This is a genomic window from Citricoccus parietis (genome assembly GCF_042433045.1).
Taxonomy (GTDB): domain Bacteria; phylum Actinomycetota; class Actinomycetes; order Actinomycetales; family Micrococcaceae; genus Citricoccus; species Citricoccus parietis.
On record NZ_JBHLWH010000027.1, the window covers coordinates 177,189 to 194,195 of the forward strand.

14 protein-coding genes are annotated in these 17,007 nt (G+C 70.1%); 1 reads left to right on the forward strand and 13 read right to left on the reverse strand.

Features of this window, described 5'->3' with window-relative positions:
* Positions 1-20 precede the first annotated feature (20 nt).
* Positions 21-1,706: a ribonuclease J gene (locus tag ACFFIO_RS09885; protein ID WP_378041419.1), complete on the reverse strand. Its 1,686-nt coding sequence runs from the start codon at positions 1,704-1,706 to the stop codon at positions 21-23.
* Between the two features lie 15 nt (positions 1,707-1,721).
* Positions 1,722-2,633 carry a 4-hydroxy-tetrahydrodipicolinate synthase gene (gene dapA / locus ACFFIO_RS09890; RefSeq protein WP_378041420.1) on the reverse strand — a complete coding sequence of 304 codons (912 nt, stop codon included), beginning with the start codon at positions 2,631-2,633 and terminating at the stop codon, positions 1,722-1,724.
* Positions 2,634-2,763: 130 nt separating this feature from the next.
* Between dapA and ACFFIO_RS09895 the strand changes: the two genes are divergently transcribed.
* On the forward strand, positions 2,764-3,987 hold the full coding sequence (locus tag ACFFIO_RS09895) for a heparan-alpha-glucosaminide N-acetyltransferase domain-containing protein (RefSeq protein WP_378041422.1): 1,224 nt from the start codon (positions 2,764-2,766) through the stop codon (positions 3,985-3,987).
* A 27-nt stretch (positions 3,988-4,014) separates the two neighbouring features.
* On the opposite strand, the gene ACFFIO_RS09900 is transcribed toward ACFFIO_RS09895, so the two are convergent.
* The 11 genes from ACFFIO_RS09900 to rpsO form a co-directional block, all read right to left on the reverse strand.
* On the reverse strand, positions 4,015-5,097 hold the full coding sequence (locus tag ACFFIO_RS09900; RefSeq protein WP_378041424.1) for an XdhC family protein: 1,083 nt from the start codon (positions 5,095-5,097) through the stop codon (positions 4,015-4,017).
* Positions 5,084-5,800: a nucleotidyltransferase family protein gene (locus tag ACFFIO_RS09905; RefSeq protein ID WP_378041425.1), complete on the reverse strand. Its 717-nt coding sequence runs from the start codon at positions 5,798-5,800 to the stop codon at positions 5,084-5,086. The genes ACFFIO_RS09900 and ACFFIO_RS09905 overlap by 14 nt, the downstream gene beginning before the upstream one ends.
* Positions 5,801-5,853: 53 nt before the next feature.
* The gene (locus tag ACFFIO_RS09910) at positions 5,854-7,953 is read right to left on the reverse strand and encodes a xanthine dehydrogenase family protein molybdopterin-binding subunit (protein WP_378041427.1); all 2,100 of its coding nucleotides are present in this window, start codon (positions 7,951-7,953) and stop codon (positions 5,854-5,856) included.
* Entirely contained in the window at positions 7,950-8,966 is a 1,017-nt protein-coding gene (locus tag ACFFIO_RS09915; RefSeq protein WP_378041429.1) for an FAD binding domain-containing protein, read from the reverse strand. Before ACFFIO_RS09915 ends, ACFFIO_RS09910 begins: the two co-directional genes overlap by 4 nt.
* Positions 8,963-9,475 carry a 2Fe-2S iron-sulfur cluster-binding protein gene (locus ACFFIO_RS09920; protein ID WP_378041579.1) on the reverse strand — a complete coding sequence of 171 codons (513 nt, stop codon included), beginning with the start codon at positions 9,473-9,475 and terminating at the stop codon, positions 8,963-8,965. Before ACFFIO_RS09920 ends, ACFFIO_RS09915 begins: the two co-directional genes overlap by 4 nt.
* Positions 9,476-9,673: 198 nt before the next feature.
* Entirely contained in the window at positions 9,674-10,123 is a 450-nt protein-coding gene (locus tag ACFFIO_RS09925; protein WP_378041430.1) for a hypothetical protein, read from the reverse strand.
* A gap of 15 nt (positions 10,124-10,138) precedes the next feature.
* On the reverse strand, positions 10,139-10,942 hold the full coding sequence (dapB, locus tag ACFFIO_RS09930) for a 4-hydroxy-tetrahydrodipicolinate reductase (RefSeq protein WP_378041432.1): 804 nt from the start codon (positions 10,940-10,942) through the stop codon (positions 10,139-10,141).
* Positions 10,943-11,012: 70 nt separating this feature from the next.
* The gene (locus tag ACFFIO_RS09935) at positions 11,013-12,527 is read right to left on the reverse strand and encodes an alanine/glycine:cation symporter family protein (RefSeq protein ID WP_378041434.1); all 1,515 of its coding nucleotides are present in this window, start codon (positions 12,525-12,527) and stop codon (positions 11,013-11,015) included.
* Between the two features lie 156 nt (positions 12,528-12,683).
* A complete protein-coding gene (locus ACFFIO_RS09940) occupies positions 12,684-14,021 on the reverse strand; it encodes a M16 family metallopeptidase (RefSeq protein WP_378041435.1) in 1,338 nt (445 codons plus the stop codon).
* A gap of 129 nt (positions 14,022-14,150) precedes the next feature.
* Positions 14,151-16,427, reverse strand: coding sequence for a polyribonucleotide nucleotidyltransferase (locus tag ACFFIO_RS09945; RefSeq protein ID WP_378041437.1), 2,277 nt, complete (start codon positions 16,425-16,427; stop codon positions 14,151-14,153).
* A 260-nt stretch (positions 16,428-16,687) separates the two neighbouring features.
* A complete protein-coding gene (rpsO, locus tag ACFFIO_RS09950; RefSeq protein WP_115930821.1) occupies positions 16,688-16,957 on the reverse strand; it encodes a 30S ribosomal protein S15 in 270 nt (89 codons plus the stop codon).
* Positions 16,958-17,007 lie beyond the last annotated feature (50 nt).

Below are 17,007 nucleotides of genomic sequence, written 5' to 3' on the forward strand. Positions count from 1 at the left end.
CCGGCGACGGTTCCGGTGCCTCAGGCCTCCAGGACCACCGGGACGATCATCGGCCGGCGGCGCAGCTTGCGGTTGACCCACGTGCCGATGACGCGGCGGACCACCTGCTGGAGCTGATGTGTGGTGTGATCCGCGTTGGACTGCACGGCCTCCTCGAGGGCGCGGGCGATCTTGAGCTTGACCTCGTCGAACACCGAGTCGTCCTCCGCCACGCCGCGGGCGTGGATGTCCGGGCCGGAGACGATGGTGCCGGTCTGGCGGTTGACCACGGAGATGATCGAGATGAACCCCTCCTCGCCGAGCACCTGGCGGTCCTTGAGGTCGGCGTCGGTGATCTCGCCGATCGAGGAACCGTCCACATAGACGAATCCGCACTCCACCTGTCCGGTCACGCGCGCCGCGCCGTCCGTCAGGTCCACCACGGAACCGTCCTCGGTGAGCAGGACGTTCTCCCTCGGCACCCCGGTCGACTCGGCGATCTTGCCGTTGGCGATCAGGTGGCGGGTCTCCCCGTGGACCGGCATGACGTGGGTGGGCTTGACGATGTTGTAGCAGTAGAGCAGCTCGCCCTGGGACGCGTGCCCGGAGACGTGGACCTGGGCCATGCCCTTGTGGACCACCTCGGCGCCGAGCTTCATCAGGCCGTTGACCACCCGGAACACGGAGGTCTCGTTGCCCGGGATCAGGGACGAGGCCAGGATGACGAGATCGCCGGCATTGAGCTGGATGCGGTGGTCCCCGTTGGCCATCCGGGACAGTGCGGCCATGGGCTCGCCCTGGGAGCCGGTGCACATCAGTACCACCCGGTCATCCGGCAGTTGGTCCACCTGCTTGAGGTCCACCAGGATGCCCTCAGGCACCTTGAGGTAGCCGAGCTTGGCGGCGATGCCCATGTTGCGGACCATGGACCGTCCCACGAAGCAGACCTTGCGGCCGTGCTGGTGGGCGGCGTCCAGGACCTGCTGGATGCGGTGCACGTGGGAGGCGAACGAGGCCACGATGACGCGCTGGCTGGCCCGGGCCATCAGGCCCTCGAGGACGGAGCCGATCTCCTTCTCCGTGGTGGTGAACCCGGGGACCTCCGCATTGGTGGAGTCGGTGAGGAACAGGTCCACGCCGTCCTCCCCCAGCCGGGCGAAGGCCCGCAGGTCCGTGATGCGGCCGTCCAGCGGCAACTGGTCCATCTTGAAGTCGCCGGTGTGCAGGATGGTGCCGGCCGGCGTCTTGATGGCCACCGCGAGGGCGTCCGGGATGGAGTGGTTGACGGCCACGAACTCGCATTCGAAGGGGCCGAGGTGCTCGGTGTCCCCCTCCGTGACGGTGAGGGTGAGCGGACGGATCCGATGCTCCTCGAGCTTGGCCTCGATCAGGGCCAGGGTCAAGGTGGAGCCGATCAGGGGGATGTCCGCCTTCAGGCGCAACAGGTACGGCACCGCGCCGATGTGGTCCTCGTGGCCGTGCGTCAGCACCACTCCGACCACGTCGTCGAGGCGGTCCTCGATATAGCTGAAGTCCGGCAGGATCAGGTCCACGCCGGGCTGGTGCTCCTCGGGGAAGAGCACGCCGCAGTCGACGATGAGGATCTTGCCGTCCAGTTCGAAGACGGTCATGTTGCGGCCCACCTCGCCGAGGCCGCCGAGGGGGACGATGCGGCAGGTGCCGGGCTTCAGCGCGGGTGGAGTGGACAGGCGGGAGCCTGGTGCCATGGGGTTCGGTCCCTTCTAGAAGGTGAGTCCGGCCTCCGCGAGGTCGGCACGGATGATGGTCTTCTCGTCCTCGGTGGCCTCCACGAGCGGGAGGCGGACCACGGAGTTCGGCAGGATGCCCTGCCAGTTCAGAATCGTCTTGGCGGAGACCGCGCCCTGGATGTGGGTCATCACCGCCCGCTGGTACGGATCCAGCTCGAAGTGCAGTGCCTGGGCCGCCGCCAGGTCGCCGGCGAGCATGGCGTCCACCATCCGGCGGTACAGCCGCGTGGCCACGTGGGCGGTCACGGAGACCACGCCCACGGCACCCAGGGTCATGAGCGGCATGGTCAGGGAGTCCTCACCCGAGTAGATGTCCAGGTCCGTGTTCGCCGCCACCAGGGTGGTGGACTGGAAATCCCCCTTGGCGTCCTTGAGGGCCGCAATGTTGGGGTGCTGGGCCAGCGCGATGATGGTGTCCGGGTTGATCGGCATGACCGAGCGCCCGGGGATGTCGTAGAGCATGACCGGAAGGTCGGTGGCGGAGGCGATGGTCTCGAAGTGCGCCCGGATGCCGGCCTGGTTGGGCTTGTTGTAGTACGGCGTGACCAGCAGCAGGCCGTCGACGCCGGTCTTGGCGGCCAGCTGGGACAGGTGCACCGAGTGCCCCGTGTCATTCATGCCGGTGCCGGCGATGACCTTGGCGCGGTCCCCCACGGCCTCCACCACGGCCTCGAACATGGCCACGTTCTCCTCGTCCAGCAGGGTCGAGGTCTCGCCGGTGGTGCCGGTGATGACCAGCCCGTCGGCGCCCTCGTCCACGAGGTGGTTCGCCAGTCTCTGGGCCGAATCCAGGTCCAGGCCGCCGTCGGCCGTGAAGGGGGTGACCATGGCGGGGACAACGGTGCCGAAGGTGTTCGCGGAGCGCGCGGCAGGGGTCTCGATCATGGCTTCCAGCCTACCTGCGAGAATGGCCTCCGGCAGGTAGCCGGAGGGCGAGAGTCTGGGCTGACACGGCGAATGAACCAAGAACGAACTAAGTACGAACCAGGAACGGATCGGGAACAAGGAGTGGCCCATGGCGGCAACCACGGCAGTGCAGCGTCGCATCCCCGGTGTGGACGCGGCCCGGGGCCTGGCCCTGCTGGGCATGATCGCCACCCATCTGCTCGGACTGGTGTCCGCGGACGGGACGGAACCGACCGTCGTCGGGCTGGTGTTCGCTGGGAAGTCCTCGGCCCTGTTCGCCACACTGGCCGGCGTCGGGCTGGCCCTGCTCAGTGGCGGCGCGGGCCGGACCGGCGCACCCCACCGCGGCCCCCTCCTCGGCTGGGACCGCCGCCGGGTGGCAATACGCGCACTGCTGCTGTTCGTCCTCGGCCTCGCCTGCGGTTCCCTGGACATGAACGTCGCCGTCATCCTGGCCCAATACGCACTGCTGTTCCTGATCGCGGTGCCTTTCCTGCACCTGGGGGCCCGCGTCCTGGCCGTCTGGGCGATCGGCTGGGTGCTGCTCTCCCCCGTGCTCGCGAGCCTGCTGTCCGCGGCGATGCAGTCGGCGGTGGGGTCCACGGCCTATGTGGACGGCTGGCGACTGTGGTCCAACCCGACCCTCATCGACCTGGTCTCCCAGCCCGGGCTGCTGGCCTGGGACCTGCTGTTCACGGGCTACTATCCCGTGCTGCAGTGGTTCGGGTACGTGCTCTTCGGCCTGTTCCTCGGCCGGCTGCGGCTGGACCGGATGCGGGTGGCGGCCGTCCTGGCCGCCGGTGGCGCCGCCCTGGCCGCGGTGGCCTTCCTCCTCTCGCGCGGTCTGCAGCAGTGGCCCGAGGTGGCCTCGGCCCTCGCGACCGGGACGGGGGCCGGCACGCGTGCGCTCGGGGCCGAGCTGCTGACCGGCGCGAGCCTGTCCACCGAGTCGGTGCAGCATCTTCCGGTGTGGTTCACGCTCGCCACGCCCCACTCCGGGGCGCCGTTGGACCTGCTGTTGACCTGTGGCACCTCCGCCCTGGTGCTCGGCGTCTGTCTGCTGTTGACCCAGATCGCCCGCGGGGTGCTCGTCTGGCCCCTGATGCCGTTGATCGGTGCCGGCGCCCTGCCCCTCACGCTGTACGTGGGGCACCTGGTGGCGTTGGACGTCTTCGAGACGGCGACGGCGGACTGGCCCCGCCTCGGCCTGCTCCTGGCCTACTGGGTGGGTTGCCTCGTCGCGGGGACCCTGTGGCGCGGATTCGGCTGGAGGGGCCCGCTGGAATGGCTCGTCGCAACCGTCTCCGGCACGTTGGCCGGGCCGAAACCCTGACGCACTGCGCCCCTGACGCCCCGGGATTCACCGTTCACGGTGCAGGGGGCCGCTCACCTGGGCCAGGGGCAGGTTCGTCCCCGACCGCCGGGCGGAGATGATCTCGGCCATCATGGACACCGCGGTCTCCTGCGGGGTCCCCGCCCCGAGGTCCAGGCCCAAGGGCGCATGCAACCGCGCCAGTTCCTGCTCGCTCAGCCCCAGGTCCCGCAGTCGCTCCTCACGTTCCCGGCTGGTGCGCCGCGATCCCATGGCCCCGACGAAGGCGGCCGGCGAGCGCAGGGCCTTCGCCACCAGCGGGTCGTCGAACTTCGGGTCATGCGTCAGTGCGCAGAGGACCGTGCGGTGATCGACGTGCAACTCGTCCAGGTACTCGTGGGGCCAACGCACGACGACCTCATCCGCCTCAGGGAACCGCTCCCGGGTGGCGAACGCCGCCCGGGCGTCGCAGACGGTCACCCGGTAGCCCACGTCCGCGGCCAACCGGGCCAGGGACGCGGCGAACGCGTTCGAGCCGAAGACCACGAGGTGCGCCGGCGCCGTGAAGCTGCGGACGGCATAGTCGGAGGACGGGCCGCCGGCGGGGCTCGGGACGGTCACGACGCCGGAGCGAGACTCCCTCAGCAATGCGGCGGCCTCGTGGAGGCGCCGGTCAGGCTCCGTTCCGGAGTCCGTCTCCGTCACGTGACCGCGCCACCCGGCGTCCGGTCCCGGCAGCGCCGTGACGGTGGCGACCGGTTCACCGGAGCGCAGGGCGTCGGCGAGGACGCGGAAGAAGTCCAGATCCGCCGGGGCGACGCGTTCGAGGAAGACCCGGAGCGAGCCGCCACAGGTCAGCCCGATGTCGAGCGCCGCACCGTCGCTGTAGCCGTAGTCACGGACCAGCGCCCGGCCCGTGGTCGCCACCTCTTGGGCGTGGGCGTAGACGTCCGCCTCGATGCATCCTCCGGACAGGCTGCCGATGACCGTGCCGTCGTCCAGGATGGCCATCTGTGTCCCCACCGGTCTCGGCGCACTGGAGGAGGTGGAGACCACGGTGGCCAGCACGAAGCCGGCGTCACCGTCGAGGACCGGGGCCATCCGCTGCCACAGGTCGTCACGCTCGGACATCGGCCTCCGTTCCCCGGCTGAGCCCGTCGAGGTCCCGCGGGGTGTCCACGTCGCGGCCCGTGGCCAGCTGCCCCACGTCCACGACGTCCACCACCTCCGGGTGGCTGCGCAGCCAGACCCGTCCGGCCGCGTCCCCCGCTGCCAGGGCGGCCGCCTCCCGGGCCCAGGGCCGGGGGAAGACCAAGGGGTGACTGCGGACCAGCCGCCCCTGTGCATCCGGGTACCCGGCGGCCGTCACCCGAGGGCCGATGGCCTGGGCTGTGGTGGAGGCGGTGGCAGTGGCCAGCAGGCGGCGCACCACGGCCTCGCCGACGTCGGGCTGGTCCACCAGGGCCACCGCGACCAAGCCGGACGAGGGGCCGGAGGGGGCGAGCAGCCGATCGGCGGACTCGATCCCGAGCCTGAAGGACGAGCCCATCCCCGACTCCCAGTCCGCGTTCACCACGGTACGCACGCGCCGGCCTTCGGGGGTCCCCGTCAGCGCTCCGTCGAGGATTCTCCGTACCTCCTCGTCCGAGGCGCCGAGAACCACCACCACCGCGTCACAGCCGCCACGCAGCAGGGCACGCGCCATCCGGACCACCTGGGGCGTCCCGTCCACGGACAGCAGGGCCTTGGGCCCCCGGCCCAGACGGCGGCCCGCACCGGCGGCCAGCAGCACGCCCACCACCGGTGCGGCACCCGAGGACAGACCTGCCGGCACTGGTGGGCCACTCACCGCGACGGGCCCGGGGCCCACCGGAGGACGCGTGGGGCTCACAGGAACTTGTCGGCGGTCGCGGGCAGGTCTCGAACCCGGATCCCGGTGGCGTGGTAGGTGGCGTTGACGACGGCGGCGGAGGTGCCGACGATGCCGATCTCCCCGATCCCCCGGGACCCCATGGGAGTCGCCTGCTCGTCGACGTCGTCGAGCCACTCGACCTGCAGGTCGCCGATGTCCGCGTGCGCGGCGACGTGGTAGGTGGCGAGGTCTTGGGTGACGACGTGGCCGAAGCGGGGATCGCGCACCGATTCCTCGAACAACGCGGCCGAGAGCCCCATGACGAGTCCGCCGAGGAACTGCGAGCGCGCCGTGGTCGGGTTGATCACCCGGCCCACCGAGTAGACGCCGAGCATCCTCGGTATCCGCACCTCACCGGTCCAGCGGTGCACCCGTGCCTCGGCGAACACGGCGCCGAAGGAGTGCATGGCCAGGTGCTTCGCGTCGGGGTAGGACTCGGCGGTCGCGGTGGTCTCCACCCCGGGGTCCGGGTCCTCGCCGTGGTCCGCGCGGAATTGCTGCGCGGCCTGGGTGATGGCGGTGCCCCAGGAACCCGTGCCGGACGACCCGCCGGCCACGGTGGCGAACGGCAGGTCCGTGTCGCCGATCGCCAGGTCGACGTCGGCCACCCCGACGCCCAGGGCATCGGCGGCGATCTGCAGCAGGGCGGTCCGGGCTCCGGTGCCGATGTCGACCGCTCCGATGGAGACGGCATAGCGCCCCCCGCCGAGTGCGGCGATGCGGGCGGCGTTGCCCGGGAAGAAGTGGGCGGGATAGGTCGAGGACGCGACGCCGGTGCCCACCCACCAGTCGCCGTCGAGGGTGGCACGCGCCTCGGCGGGGCGGTCGGCCCACCCGAAGAGCTCCGCCCCGCGGTGCAGGCACTCCACCAGCCGCCGGTTGCTGAACGGGTTGCCGGTCTCGGGGTCGACCTCGGGCTCGTTGCGCTCGCGCACCTCGAGGGGATCGACGCCGGCCGCCACCGCCAACTCGTCCATGGCCACTTCGAGGGCGTACATGCCGGGCATCTCCCCCGGTGCCCGCATCCAGGACGGGACAGCGACGTCGAGTGCGGCCACCCGGTGGCTGGTCCGCCGGTGCCGACCGGCATACATCATCCGTGCCGGGACGGCGGCCTGCTCGACGAATTCCTTGACGGCGGAGCTCTGGACCTCGACCGCGTGGTCGAGGGCGACGATCCGGCCGTCCGGTTCGGCCCCGAGTCGGATGCGGGAGACCGTCTGGGTGCGGTACCCGGTGAGGGCGAACATCTGCTGGCGGGTCACGGCCAGTTTGACCGGCCGTCCCTCGGCCCAGCGTGCGGCGAGGACGACGGCCATTTCCGGACCGTGGGGCAGCCCCTTGCTGCCGAACCCGCCGCCGACGTAGGGCGCCTGTACGCGCACCCGGTCCGCGTCGATGCCGAGCATCGGGGCCAGGGTCGAGGCGACGCTGTGCACGCCCTGGGTGGAGTCCCACATCGTCAGCGTGTCCTCGTGCCACAGGGCCGTGGCCGCATGGGGCTCCATCGCGTTGTTGTGCTCGTGCGGGGTGGTGTAGGTCTGTTCGACCCGCACCCGCGCTGCCGCCAGCGCCGCCTCGACGTCGCCCTCATCGGTGTCGGACGGAAAGCCCGCATTGACCGTCTCGGGCCGGTAGGTCTCCGCACCCTCCAGGACCACCGACGCCGGCTCGTCCTCCTGATGGACCTGCACCAGGCGGGCGGCCTCGCGGGCGGCCTCAGGCGTCTCGGCCAGCACCAGGGCCACGATCTGACCGCGGAACCCGATCCGATCGTCCTGCAGCACGGCCAGTTCACGGTTGTCCGTGGTGGCCAGCCTCGGTGCGGTGGTGTGGTCCAGCACCGCCACCACTCCGGGGTGCTCCAGGGCCTGGCTCGCGTCCACGCGCAGCACCCGCCCCTTGGCGGTGGTCGAGGTCACCAGCCAGCAGTGCAATGGAGACCGGCCGGACGCGGCTGTTGCCTCGGCGTCGTGTTCCACGGCGTAGGCAGCGCGGCCGGTGACCTTCTCCCGGGCGTCGACCCGCTCCATCGCGGTGCCCATGGCCACGGCCCGTACGGGTTGAGCGGTCATCGTGGCCCCTCTCGGTCGGTCCCGCCGGTGAGCCTGAACAGGGCGGCCGTCGTGGCGCCCCGCAGCAGCGGGCGTTTGTATTCGGTGTCCTGGCCGAAGGCCGCGTCCCGCAGTTCCTCGTCCACTGCCTGGGAAACAACACGGTCGATGCTGTCCTCATCGATCCGCTCCCCGCGGAGTGCCTGCTCGGCCCGCCGGGCACGCCAGGGTTTGTGCGCAACCCCGCCCCAGGCCAGCGCCACGTCCCGGACTGTGCCATCGTCGTCGAGGGTCACCGCGGCGGCCACCGAGACGAGGGCGAAGGCGAACGAGGCCCGGTCGCGGGTCTTGACGTAGGTCGAGCGCCGGGCCAACGGCGTGGCCGGGAGTTCGACCGCGGTGATCAGCTCACCGTGGGACAGCGTGGTCTCGATCTCGGGGTGGTGCCCGGGCAGGGTGTGCAGGTCCGCCATCGGGACCTGCCGCTCGCCCTCGGGTCCCAGGACCACGACGACGGCGTCCAGAGCGGTCAGGGCGACGGCAAGGTCCGAGGGGTGGGTGGCCACGCAGGCCTCGCTGGCACCGAGCACGGCGTTGTACCGGCCGTACCCCTCGAGCGCCGAACAGCCACTGCCCGGCTCCCGTTTGTTGCACGGGGTGGTGATGTCCTGGAAGTACACGCACCGGGTGCGCTGCAGCAGGTTGCCGCCGGTGGTGGCCTGGTTGCGGATCTGTCCATTGGCACCGGCGAGCAGCGCGCGGCTGACGCCGGGCCAGCCACTGCGTACGAGCGGGTGGGCGGCCAGGTCGCTGTTGCGGACGTTGGTCCCGATCCGCAGCCCGGCTTCGGTCTGCTCGACCGTGTCCAGTGGCAGCTTGCTGATGTCCACCAGCCGCCCGGGCGTGCTCACGCCGAGCTTGAGGTGGTCGACCAGGTTCGTGCCGCCGCCCAGGTACCGCGCCTGCGGATCCCCGGTCACGGCGGCCACGGCCTGCTCGGCGGTGGCCGGAGCCTCGTAGGTCAGCTGTCTCATCGGCCCGCCGCCTCGCGTGTCGCGTCCAGGATGCCGACATAGGCACCGCAACGGCACAGGTTGCCGCTCATCCGCTCGCGGATCTCGTCGTCGTCGAGGTCGACCTCCGCCTCCAGGTCCCGGGTCACGTGGCTCGGGTGGCCCTGCTCGGCCTCCTGCAGCATCCCGACCACCGAGCAGACCTGGCCCGGGGTGCAATAGCCGCACTGGAATCCGTCGTGGGCAATGAAGGCCCGTTGCACGGGATGGAGCTCCCCCTCCGCCCCGCCCGCGCCGTCACCGGCGAGTCCCGAGGCCGTCACGATCTCGGCGCCGTCATAGGCCACGGCCAGGGCCAGGCAGGTCAGGTGCCGGCGCCCGTCCAGCAGGACCGTGCAGGAGCCGCACTGTCCGTGGTCGCAGCCCTTCTTGGGAGAGGTGTTGCCGGCGCGTTCGCGCAGGGCGTCCAGCAGGGTGGTGCGGGTGTCAACGGTCAGTTCGTGGTCGGTGCCATCGATCCGGAGGGTGATGCCCTGCTCCGGGACGTGCTGTGAGGCGTGTGGTGACTCGGTGTGCGGTGGCTCGTGGTCCGGATGGTGTTCTGCGACGTGTTCCAAAGGCCCTCCCTGTCCGGCAGCGTGCGGTGCTGCTGCGCACACACTACCGAGGGGCGGCACGCCTGGCCACACCCGCGGCCCGTTGAGAACGGCCCGATCAGAGCCGGGTCCTCAGCTCCCGGACCGGGCGGAGTACAGCGCCATCGCGTCCCGCATGGCCTTCCGGGCCCGGGAGCGGTCCCCGGAGGCGTCGTAGCCGAGCGAGAGCCGGTACCAGGAGCGCCAGTCCTGCGGGGCGGCCTCGGCCTCGGCACGGAAGGTCTCGAACTGGACGTCCGCGGCCGAGCGGTCGATGCGCCCCGCAGCCGAGCGGGGCAGGTTGTCCTCGGGCAGTCCGCCCTCGGCCTCCAGGGTGCGGCCCATCTTCTCCATCGTGAGACCGAAGCGCAGCTCGCGCCACAGCGTCCACACTCCCACGGCGACCACGCAGAGCACGGCCACGCCGAGGATCTTGGCGATGGGCTGGGGTGCCTGCAGGAAGCTCACGGCGGACACGACCGCCACCACGGCGAACAGCAGCATGAGGGCGGCGACCGCCACCACTCCGATCTTGGTTCTCATCGTCTCCGGTCCAGCTCAGTCGAGGTCCAGGTAGGCGTCCAGGCCGTAGGTCAGGCCGGGCCGGGAGGCCACGGTCCGCAGCCCCAGCAGGACACCGGGCATGTAGGCCCCGCGGTCGAAGGCGTCGTGGCGGACCACCAGCTGCTCCCCCGGCCCGCCCATCAGGACCTCCTGGTGGGCCTCCAGTCCGCGCAGTCGCACGGCATGCACGCGGATCCCGTCCACCAGGGCCCCACGGGCGCCGTCCGGATCATGGGTGGTCGCGTCCGGCGCGGGTCCGACGCCGGCCGCCTTGCGGGCGTCCGCGATCAGTCCCGCGGTGCGCACCGCCGTGCCGGAGGGCGCATCGACCTTGTCCGGGTGGTGCATCTCGATGATCTCCACCGAGGGGAAGTGACGGGCGGCCTTCGCGGCGAAGGCGCTGGCCAGGACGGAGCCGACCGAGAAGTTCGGGGCGATCAGCACGCCCACCTCCGGGTGCGCCGCCAGCTGCCCCGCGAGCGTCTCCCGGCGCTCGGCAGACCAGCCGGAGGTCCCGACGACGGCGTGCAGGCCGTGCGCGACGGCGAAGGCCACGTTGTCCGGGGAGACCTGCGGGACGGTGAGGTCCAGCAGGTGGCTCGCGCCGGCGTCGAGCGCGGCCGAGACGGGATCCCGGGAGCCGAGCTCGGCCACCAGCTCCAGATCCGGGGCTCCACCCACGGCCGCCACAGCGTAGCGGCCCATCTTGCCGGTGGCTCCGAGGATGGCGACCCGGATCGGCTCGGCGTTGAGTTCAGGGCGGGATACGGTGCGGGATTCGGTCTCGGGCGCAGTCATGACCTCCAGTTTAGGCGCCGCCGGAGGCCCCCGGCGCCGACGGCCCGCGCGGGCCGTCGGCGGGATTCCGCTAGTCCCGGTCTCGGACGGACTCCACCGGCGCCCGCCCGGTGTGCGTGCGGGAGGAGCCGACCACGTTGCCGGACTTCCAGTCCGCCCAGCCCGGCCGGTCCACCATGAAGGCCTCGATCTCGGCCGTGCTGGCCACCAGCTTCGGATCGTGCTTGAGGTAGTGCCTCGTCTCCCGGGCGATCAGGCCGGAGAGGATGAGCAGGCCGATGAGGTTCGGCAGCGCCATCAGGCCGTTCATGATGTCGGAGAAGCTCCAGACAATGGACAGCGGCACGGTGCAGCCCACGAACACCACGAGGGAGAACACCACGCGGTAGGGCATCACGAGCCGCTGACCGAAGAGGCGTTCCACGTTGCGCTCACCGTAGTAGGACCATCCGAGGATGGTGGAGAAGGCGAACATGATCAGGCCGATGGTGACGACCCAGTGACCCCATTCGCCGGGCAGGCCGTGGGAGAAGGCCTCGCCGGTCATCAGCGCCGCGGAGATCTGCTCACCGGTGGCCTCGTCGATCACGTTCCAAGCCCCCGTGGTGATGATCACCAGGCCGGTGCAGGTCACCACGATCAGCGTGTCGATGAAGGTCTGGGTCATGGACACCAGGCCCTGGCGGACCGGGTGTGACGTCTGGGCCGCTGCCGCCGCGATCGCCGCCGAGCCCATCCCGGATTCATTGGAGAACATACCGCGGGCCACGCCGTACTGGATGGCGATGATGAGGATCGAGCCGGTGAAGCCCCCAACCGCGGCCGTGCCGGTGAAGGCATCGGTGAAGATGAGCGCGAAGGCGGCCGGAATGTCCACGAGGTTGACGATCAGGATATAGAGCGAGGCGGCCACGTAGAACACGATCATGACGGGAACGAATCCGGCGGTGACCTTGCCGATGGCCTTGATTCCGCCCACCAGCACCAGCAGTGTCATGACGGTCAGGATGATGCCGGTGATCCACGGGGCCACATTCCAGGAGCCTTCGACGTTGGCCGCGATGGAGTTGCCCTGGGTCATGTTGCCGATGCCGAACGAGGCGAGGAAGGCGAAGACGGCGAAGGTCAGGGCCAGGGTCTTGCCCAAGGGCCCCTTGATGGCCTTCTGCAGGTAGTACTGCGGGCCGCCGGACTTGTCCCCGGCCTCGTCGGTGGTGCGGAACCGGACGGCCAGGTACGCCTCGGAGTACTTCGAGGCCATGCCCAGCAGGCCCGTGACCCACATCCAGAACAGGGCACCGGGCCCGCCGATGCCGATCGCCGTGGCCACACCCACGATGTTCCCGGTGCCGACCGTGGCGGCCAGGGCGGTGGTCAGGGCCTGGAACTGGGAGATGTCTCCCTCGGTGTCCGCATCCCGCCGGCGGATGATCCCCAGATTCAGGGCGGGAAAGAGCTTGTGGAACTGCAGGAAGCCCAGACGGATGGTCAGGTAGAGGCCGGTGCCCAACAGCAGGGGGATGAGGAAGAACGGACCCCAGACGAACGAGCCGATGTTGTCCAGCACTGTTTGCAGTTGATCCATGACGGTGAACCGGTCTTTCTGTCCGTGGTGCGGTGCCCGGCCCCTCGGGCGACGGATCGGCCTGTGAGAGGTCGATGCCGTCCAGAATGTTGCACACACCACGTCGAGTCAAGCGACTCCCCGCAGGACACGCGGATGGAAACGTCGTGGAAACGCTCAGCTTCCTGAGAGTCCGTCCGCCGACACGTCCGGACCGACCATGATCGTGGCCCGCGGGGAGGCGGCCAGGCGCTGGGCCACCGACTGCACCTGCTCGGCCGTCACGGCGCGCAGCCGGTCCAGCGCGCCGTCCAGGTCCACGAACTCGCCCGTGACCAGTTCGGCCCGGCCCAGGCGGGACATCCGGGAGCCGGTGTCCTCCAGCCCGAGCACGGTGCCGCCGGAGAGCTGGCCGCGGGCGCGCTCCAGTTCCTCGTCCGTGATGCCGTGTTCGGCCAGGCGCTCCAGCTCCGAGACCATGAGCTCGGCCACGGAGTCGGCCTTCTGCGGGGAGCAGCCGGCGTAGAGGCCGAAGTAGCCCACGTCCGAATAGGCGGCGGAGAAGGAGTAGGTGTTGTAGGCCAGGCCGCGCTTCTCCCGGATCTCCTGGAACAACCGTGAGCTCATGCCTCCACCCAGGGTGGAGTTCATCAGGGCCAGCGCGAACCGGTCGGGGTCCAGGGAGTGGACGGAGCGTCCGCCGACGAGGATCGAGGACTGTTCGACCGGCCGGGCGATCCGGTGCAGCCCCTCGGAGATCCCCGCCCCCGTGTACACGTGGCTGCGCCGCGGGGCCGGGGAAGCGCCCTCCGGCAGGTCCCAGCCCGAGCGGTCCAGCGCCTCGACCACGAGCCGGCACACCTCGTCATGGTCCAGGCCGCCGGCGGCGGTCACCACCAGTTCGTCCGGGCGGTACCACTGGCGGTAGTGCTCCACCACGCGTTCGCGGGTCACGGCGTTGATGGTCTCGGCGGTGCCGCCGATGGGACGGCCCAGCTCATGCCCGTCCAGCAGGGCCGCGGCCAGGGCCTCGTGGGCGGTGTCGATCGGATCGTCGGCATCCATGGCCAGTTCCTCGAGGATAACCCCGCGTTCCGTCTCGAGTTCCTCAGGCTCGATCAGCGGGGAGGTGACCATGTCCGTGATGACGTCGATGGCCATCGGCAGGTCGGTGTCCAGCACCCTGGCGTGGTAGCACGTGGACTCCTTGGCCGTGGAGGCGTTGGACTCCCCGCCGACGCGATCGAACGCCGTGGCGATGTCCATGGCTGACCGGGTGGGGGTGCCCTTGAAGAGCAGGTGCTCCAGGAAATGGGTGGAGCCGAAACCGCCGTCCGCCTCGTCCCGTGAGCCCACGGCGATCCAGAAGCCGATGGTGACCGAGCGCTGGTCCGGCATCGCCTCGGTCAGGACCCGGACGCCGCCGGGAAGCACGGAACGCCGGACCACGGAGCCGTGGCCGGCGTCCTGGATGGTTCCGGTGAAATCAGCGGGAATCGGCAGCGTAGGACTCATGTCTCCGAAACTACCAGCGCCGCCGCGGCCGGCCTCACCGGGGCCTTAACCACCCGTGGCCCGCACCGAAGTGCGGGCCACGGGCCGGTGGAGCTGACGGGTCAGCTCCTTCAGGCGATCAGCGGGAGATCAGTTCTCCTCGGACTTGTCAGACTCATCGGCGTCCGAGACGGCTTCCGACTCGTTGTCCTCGGACTCGCCGCCCTCGACCACGGGGGCCAGGGACAGCTTGCCGCGGTCATCGATCTTGGTGATCTCGACCTGGATCTTCTGGCCGACCTCGACGACGTCCTCGACGTCCTCGACGCGCTTGCCCTCGTTGATCTTGCGCAGCTCGGAGATGTGCAGCAGACCGTCCTTGCCCGGGGTGAGGGACACGAACGCACCGAAGGTGGTCAGCTTCACCACGGTGCCGAGGTAGCGCTCACCGACCTCGGGGACCTGCGGGTTGGCGATGGCGTTGACCGCGGAACGGGCGGCCTCGGCTGCCGATCCCTCGGTGGCGCCGATCAGCACGGTGCCGTCGTCCTCGATGGAGATGTCCGCGCCCGTGTCGTCCTGGATCTGGTTGATCATGGCGCCCTTGGGGCCGATGACCGCACCGATCTTGTCCACCGGGATCTTGACGGCGATGATGCGCGGTGCGTACTGGCTCATCTCGTCCGGGGCATCGATCGCGGCGTTCAGGACACCCAGGATGTGCAGGCGGGCCTCACGGGCCTGGGTCAGCGCGGCGGCCAGCACGGAGGCCGGGATGCCGTCGAGCTTGGTGTCCAGCTGGATCGCGGTGACGAACTCGGAGGTGCCGGCCACCTTGAAGTCCATGTCGCCGAAGGCATCCTCGGCGCCGAGGATGTCCGTCAGGGCGGCGTAGCGGGTCTGACCGTCCACGGTGTCCGAGACCAGGCCCATGGCGATGCCGGCCACGGCGGCCTTCAGGGGCACACCGGCGTTCAGCATCGACAGGGTGGAGGCGCAGACGGAGCCCATGGAGGTGGAACCGTTGGAGCCCAGGGCCTCGGAGACCTGGCGGATCGCGTAGGGGAACTCCTCGCGGGACGGCAGCACCGGGACCATGGCACGCTCGGCGAGGGCACCGTGGCCGATCTCGCGGCGCTTGGGCGAGCCCACGCGGCCGGTCTCGCCGACGGAGTACGGCGGGAAGTTGTAGTGGTGCAGGTAGCGCTTGCGCGTCTCCGGGGCCAGCGAGTCGATCTGCTGTTCCATCTTCAGCATGTTCAGCGTGGTGACACCCATGATCTGGGTCTCGCCGCGCTCGAAGATGGCCGAACCGTGCACGCGCGGCAGGACCTCCACCTCGGCGGTCAGCTTGCGGATGTCCGTGAGGCCACGGCCGTCGATGCGGACCTGGTTGGTCAGGATCTGCTGGCGCACGGCCTTCTTGGTCACCGCACCATAGGCCTTGGCGATCTCACCGCGGCGCTGCTCGAACTGGGTGCCCTCGCCGGCCAGGGCCTCGACGACCTCGGCGCGGTAGGCGTCATCCGTGTTCTGGCGCTCCAGCTTGTCGGCGATCGAGTAGATCTCCTGCAGGCGGGCGGCGGCGAACTGCTCCACGGCCTCGTACGCGTCGTCCTCGTAGTCCTTGAAGACCGGGATCTCGACGGGGGCCTTCGCGGCGCGCTGGGCCAGGTCGGCCTGGGCGTCGCAGAGGGCCTTGATGAACGGCTTGGCAGCCTCGAGGCCCTCGGCCACGATCTCCTCGGTCGGAGCGGTGGCGCCCTGTTCCTTGATCAGGTTCCAGGAGTCCGGGGTGGCCTCGGCCTCGACCATCATCACGGCGATGTCGTCCCCGGCCACACGGCCGGCCACGGCCATGTTGAACACGGCGTTCTTCAACTGGGAGTGCTTCGGGAAGGCGACCCACTGGCGGTTGCCGGTGCCGTCGTCGATCAGGGCCACGCGCACGCCGCCGATCGGACCGGAGAACGGCAGGCCGGAGAGCTGGGTGGACATCGAGGCGGCATTGATGGCCACCGTGTCGTAGACCTCGTCCGGGGCGATCGAGGTGACGGTCACGACGACCTGGACCTCGTTGCGGATGCCCTTGGTGAAGGCGGGGCGCAGCGGGCGGTCGATCAGGCGGCAGGTGAGCACGGCGTCCGTGGACGGGCGGCCCTCACGGCGGAAGAACGAACCGGGGATGCGGCCGGCAGCGTACATGCGCTCCTCGACGTCCACGGTCAGCGGGAAGAAGTCGAAGCCTTCACGCGGGGACTTGCCGACGGTCGTGGCCGACAGCATCGAGGTCTCCTCGTCGATGTAGACCATGGCCGCGCCGGCGGCCTGCTGGGCCAGACGGCCGGTTTCGAAGCGCACGACGCGCTGGCCGTAGGTGCCGTTGTCGATGACGGCTTCGGCGAACTTGATCTCGGGACCCTCCATGGGTGGGTGTCCTTTCTTCGCGGCCCGCCGCGTCACCACCCGGTCTTCGATCGAAGCCTCCGGACGCTCGGACACGATGGTCGTGAGGTTCCGGAAGCCACTGTCGAGGACCGCGAATGGATGGACGTGACGGGCTTGATGGGTGTGCTGACTGGTGTGCAGCAGGGACGGTCACATCGGGTGACCCTCCCGGACCAGACTAAAGGCGGCGGCCCGAAGGGGGAAACCCCACACGCGGGACGCCGCCTGAAGTCAGGATGTCACTTACGCAGGCCGAGGCGCCCGATCAGCGAGCGGTAGCGCTCGATGTCGGTGCGCTCGAGGTATCCGAGCATACGACGACGGCGACCGACCAGGGCCATCAGGCCACGGCGGGTGTGGTGGTCGTGCTTGTGGGACTTCAGGTGTTCCGTCAGGTCCAGGATGCGACGGGACAGCACAGCAACCTGCACTTCCGGGGAACCGGTGTCGCCCTCGTGGGTGGCGTATTCCTTCATGATGTCCTGCTTGACGGCGGGGTCGAGTGCCACGCGAACTCCTTATGAGTTGTGCCGCGATCAGAAATGGTGGATCCCGCCAC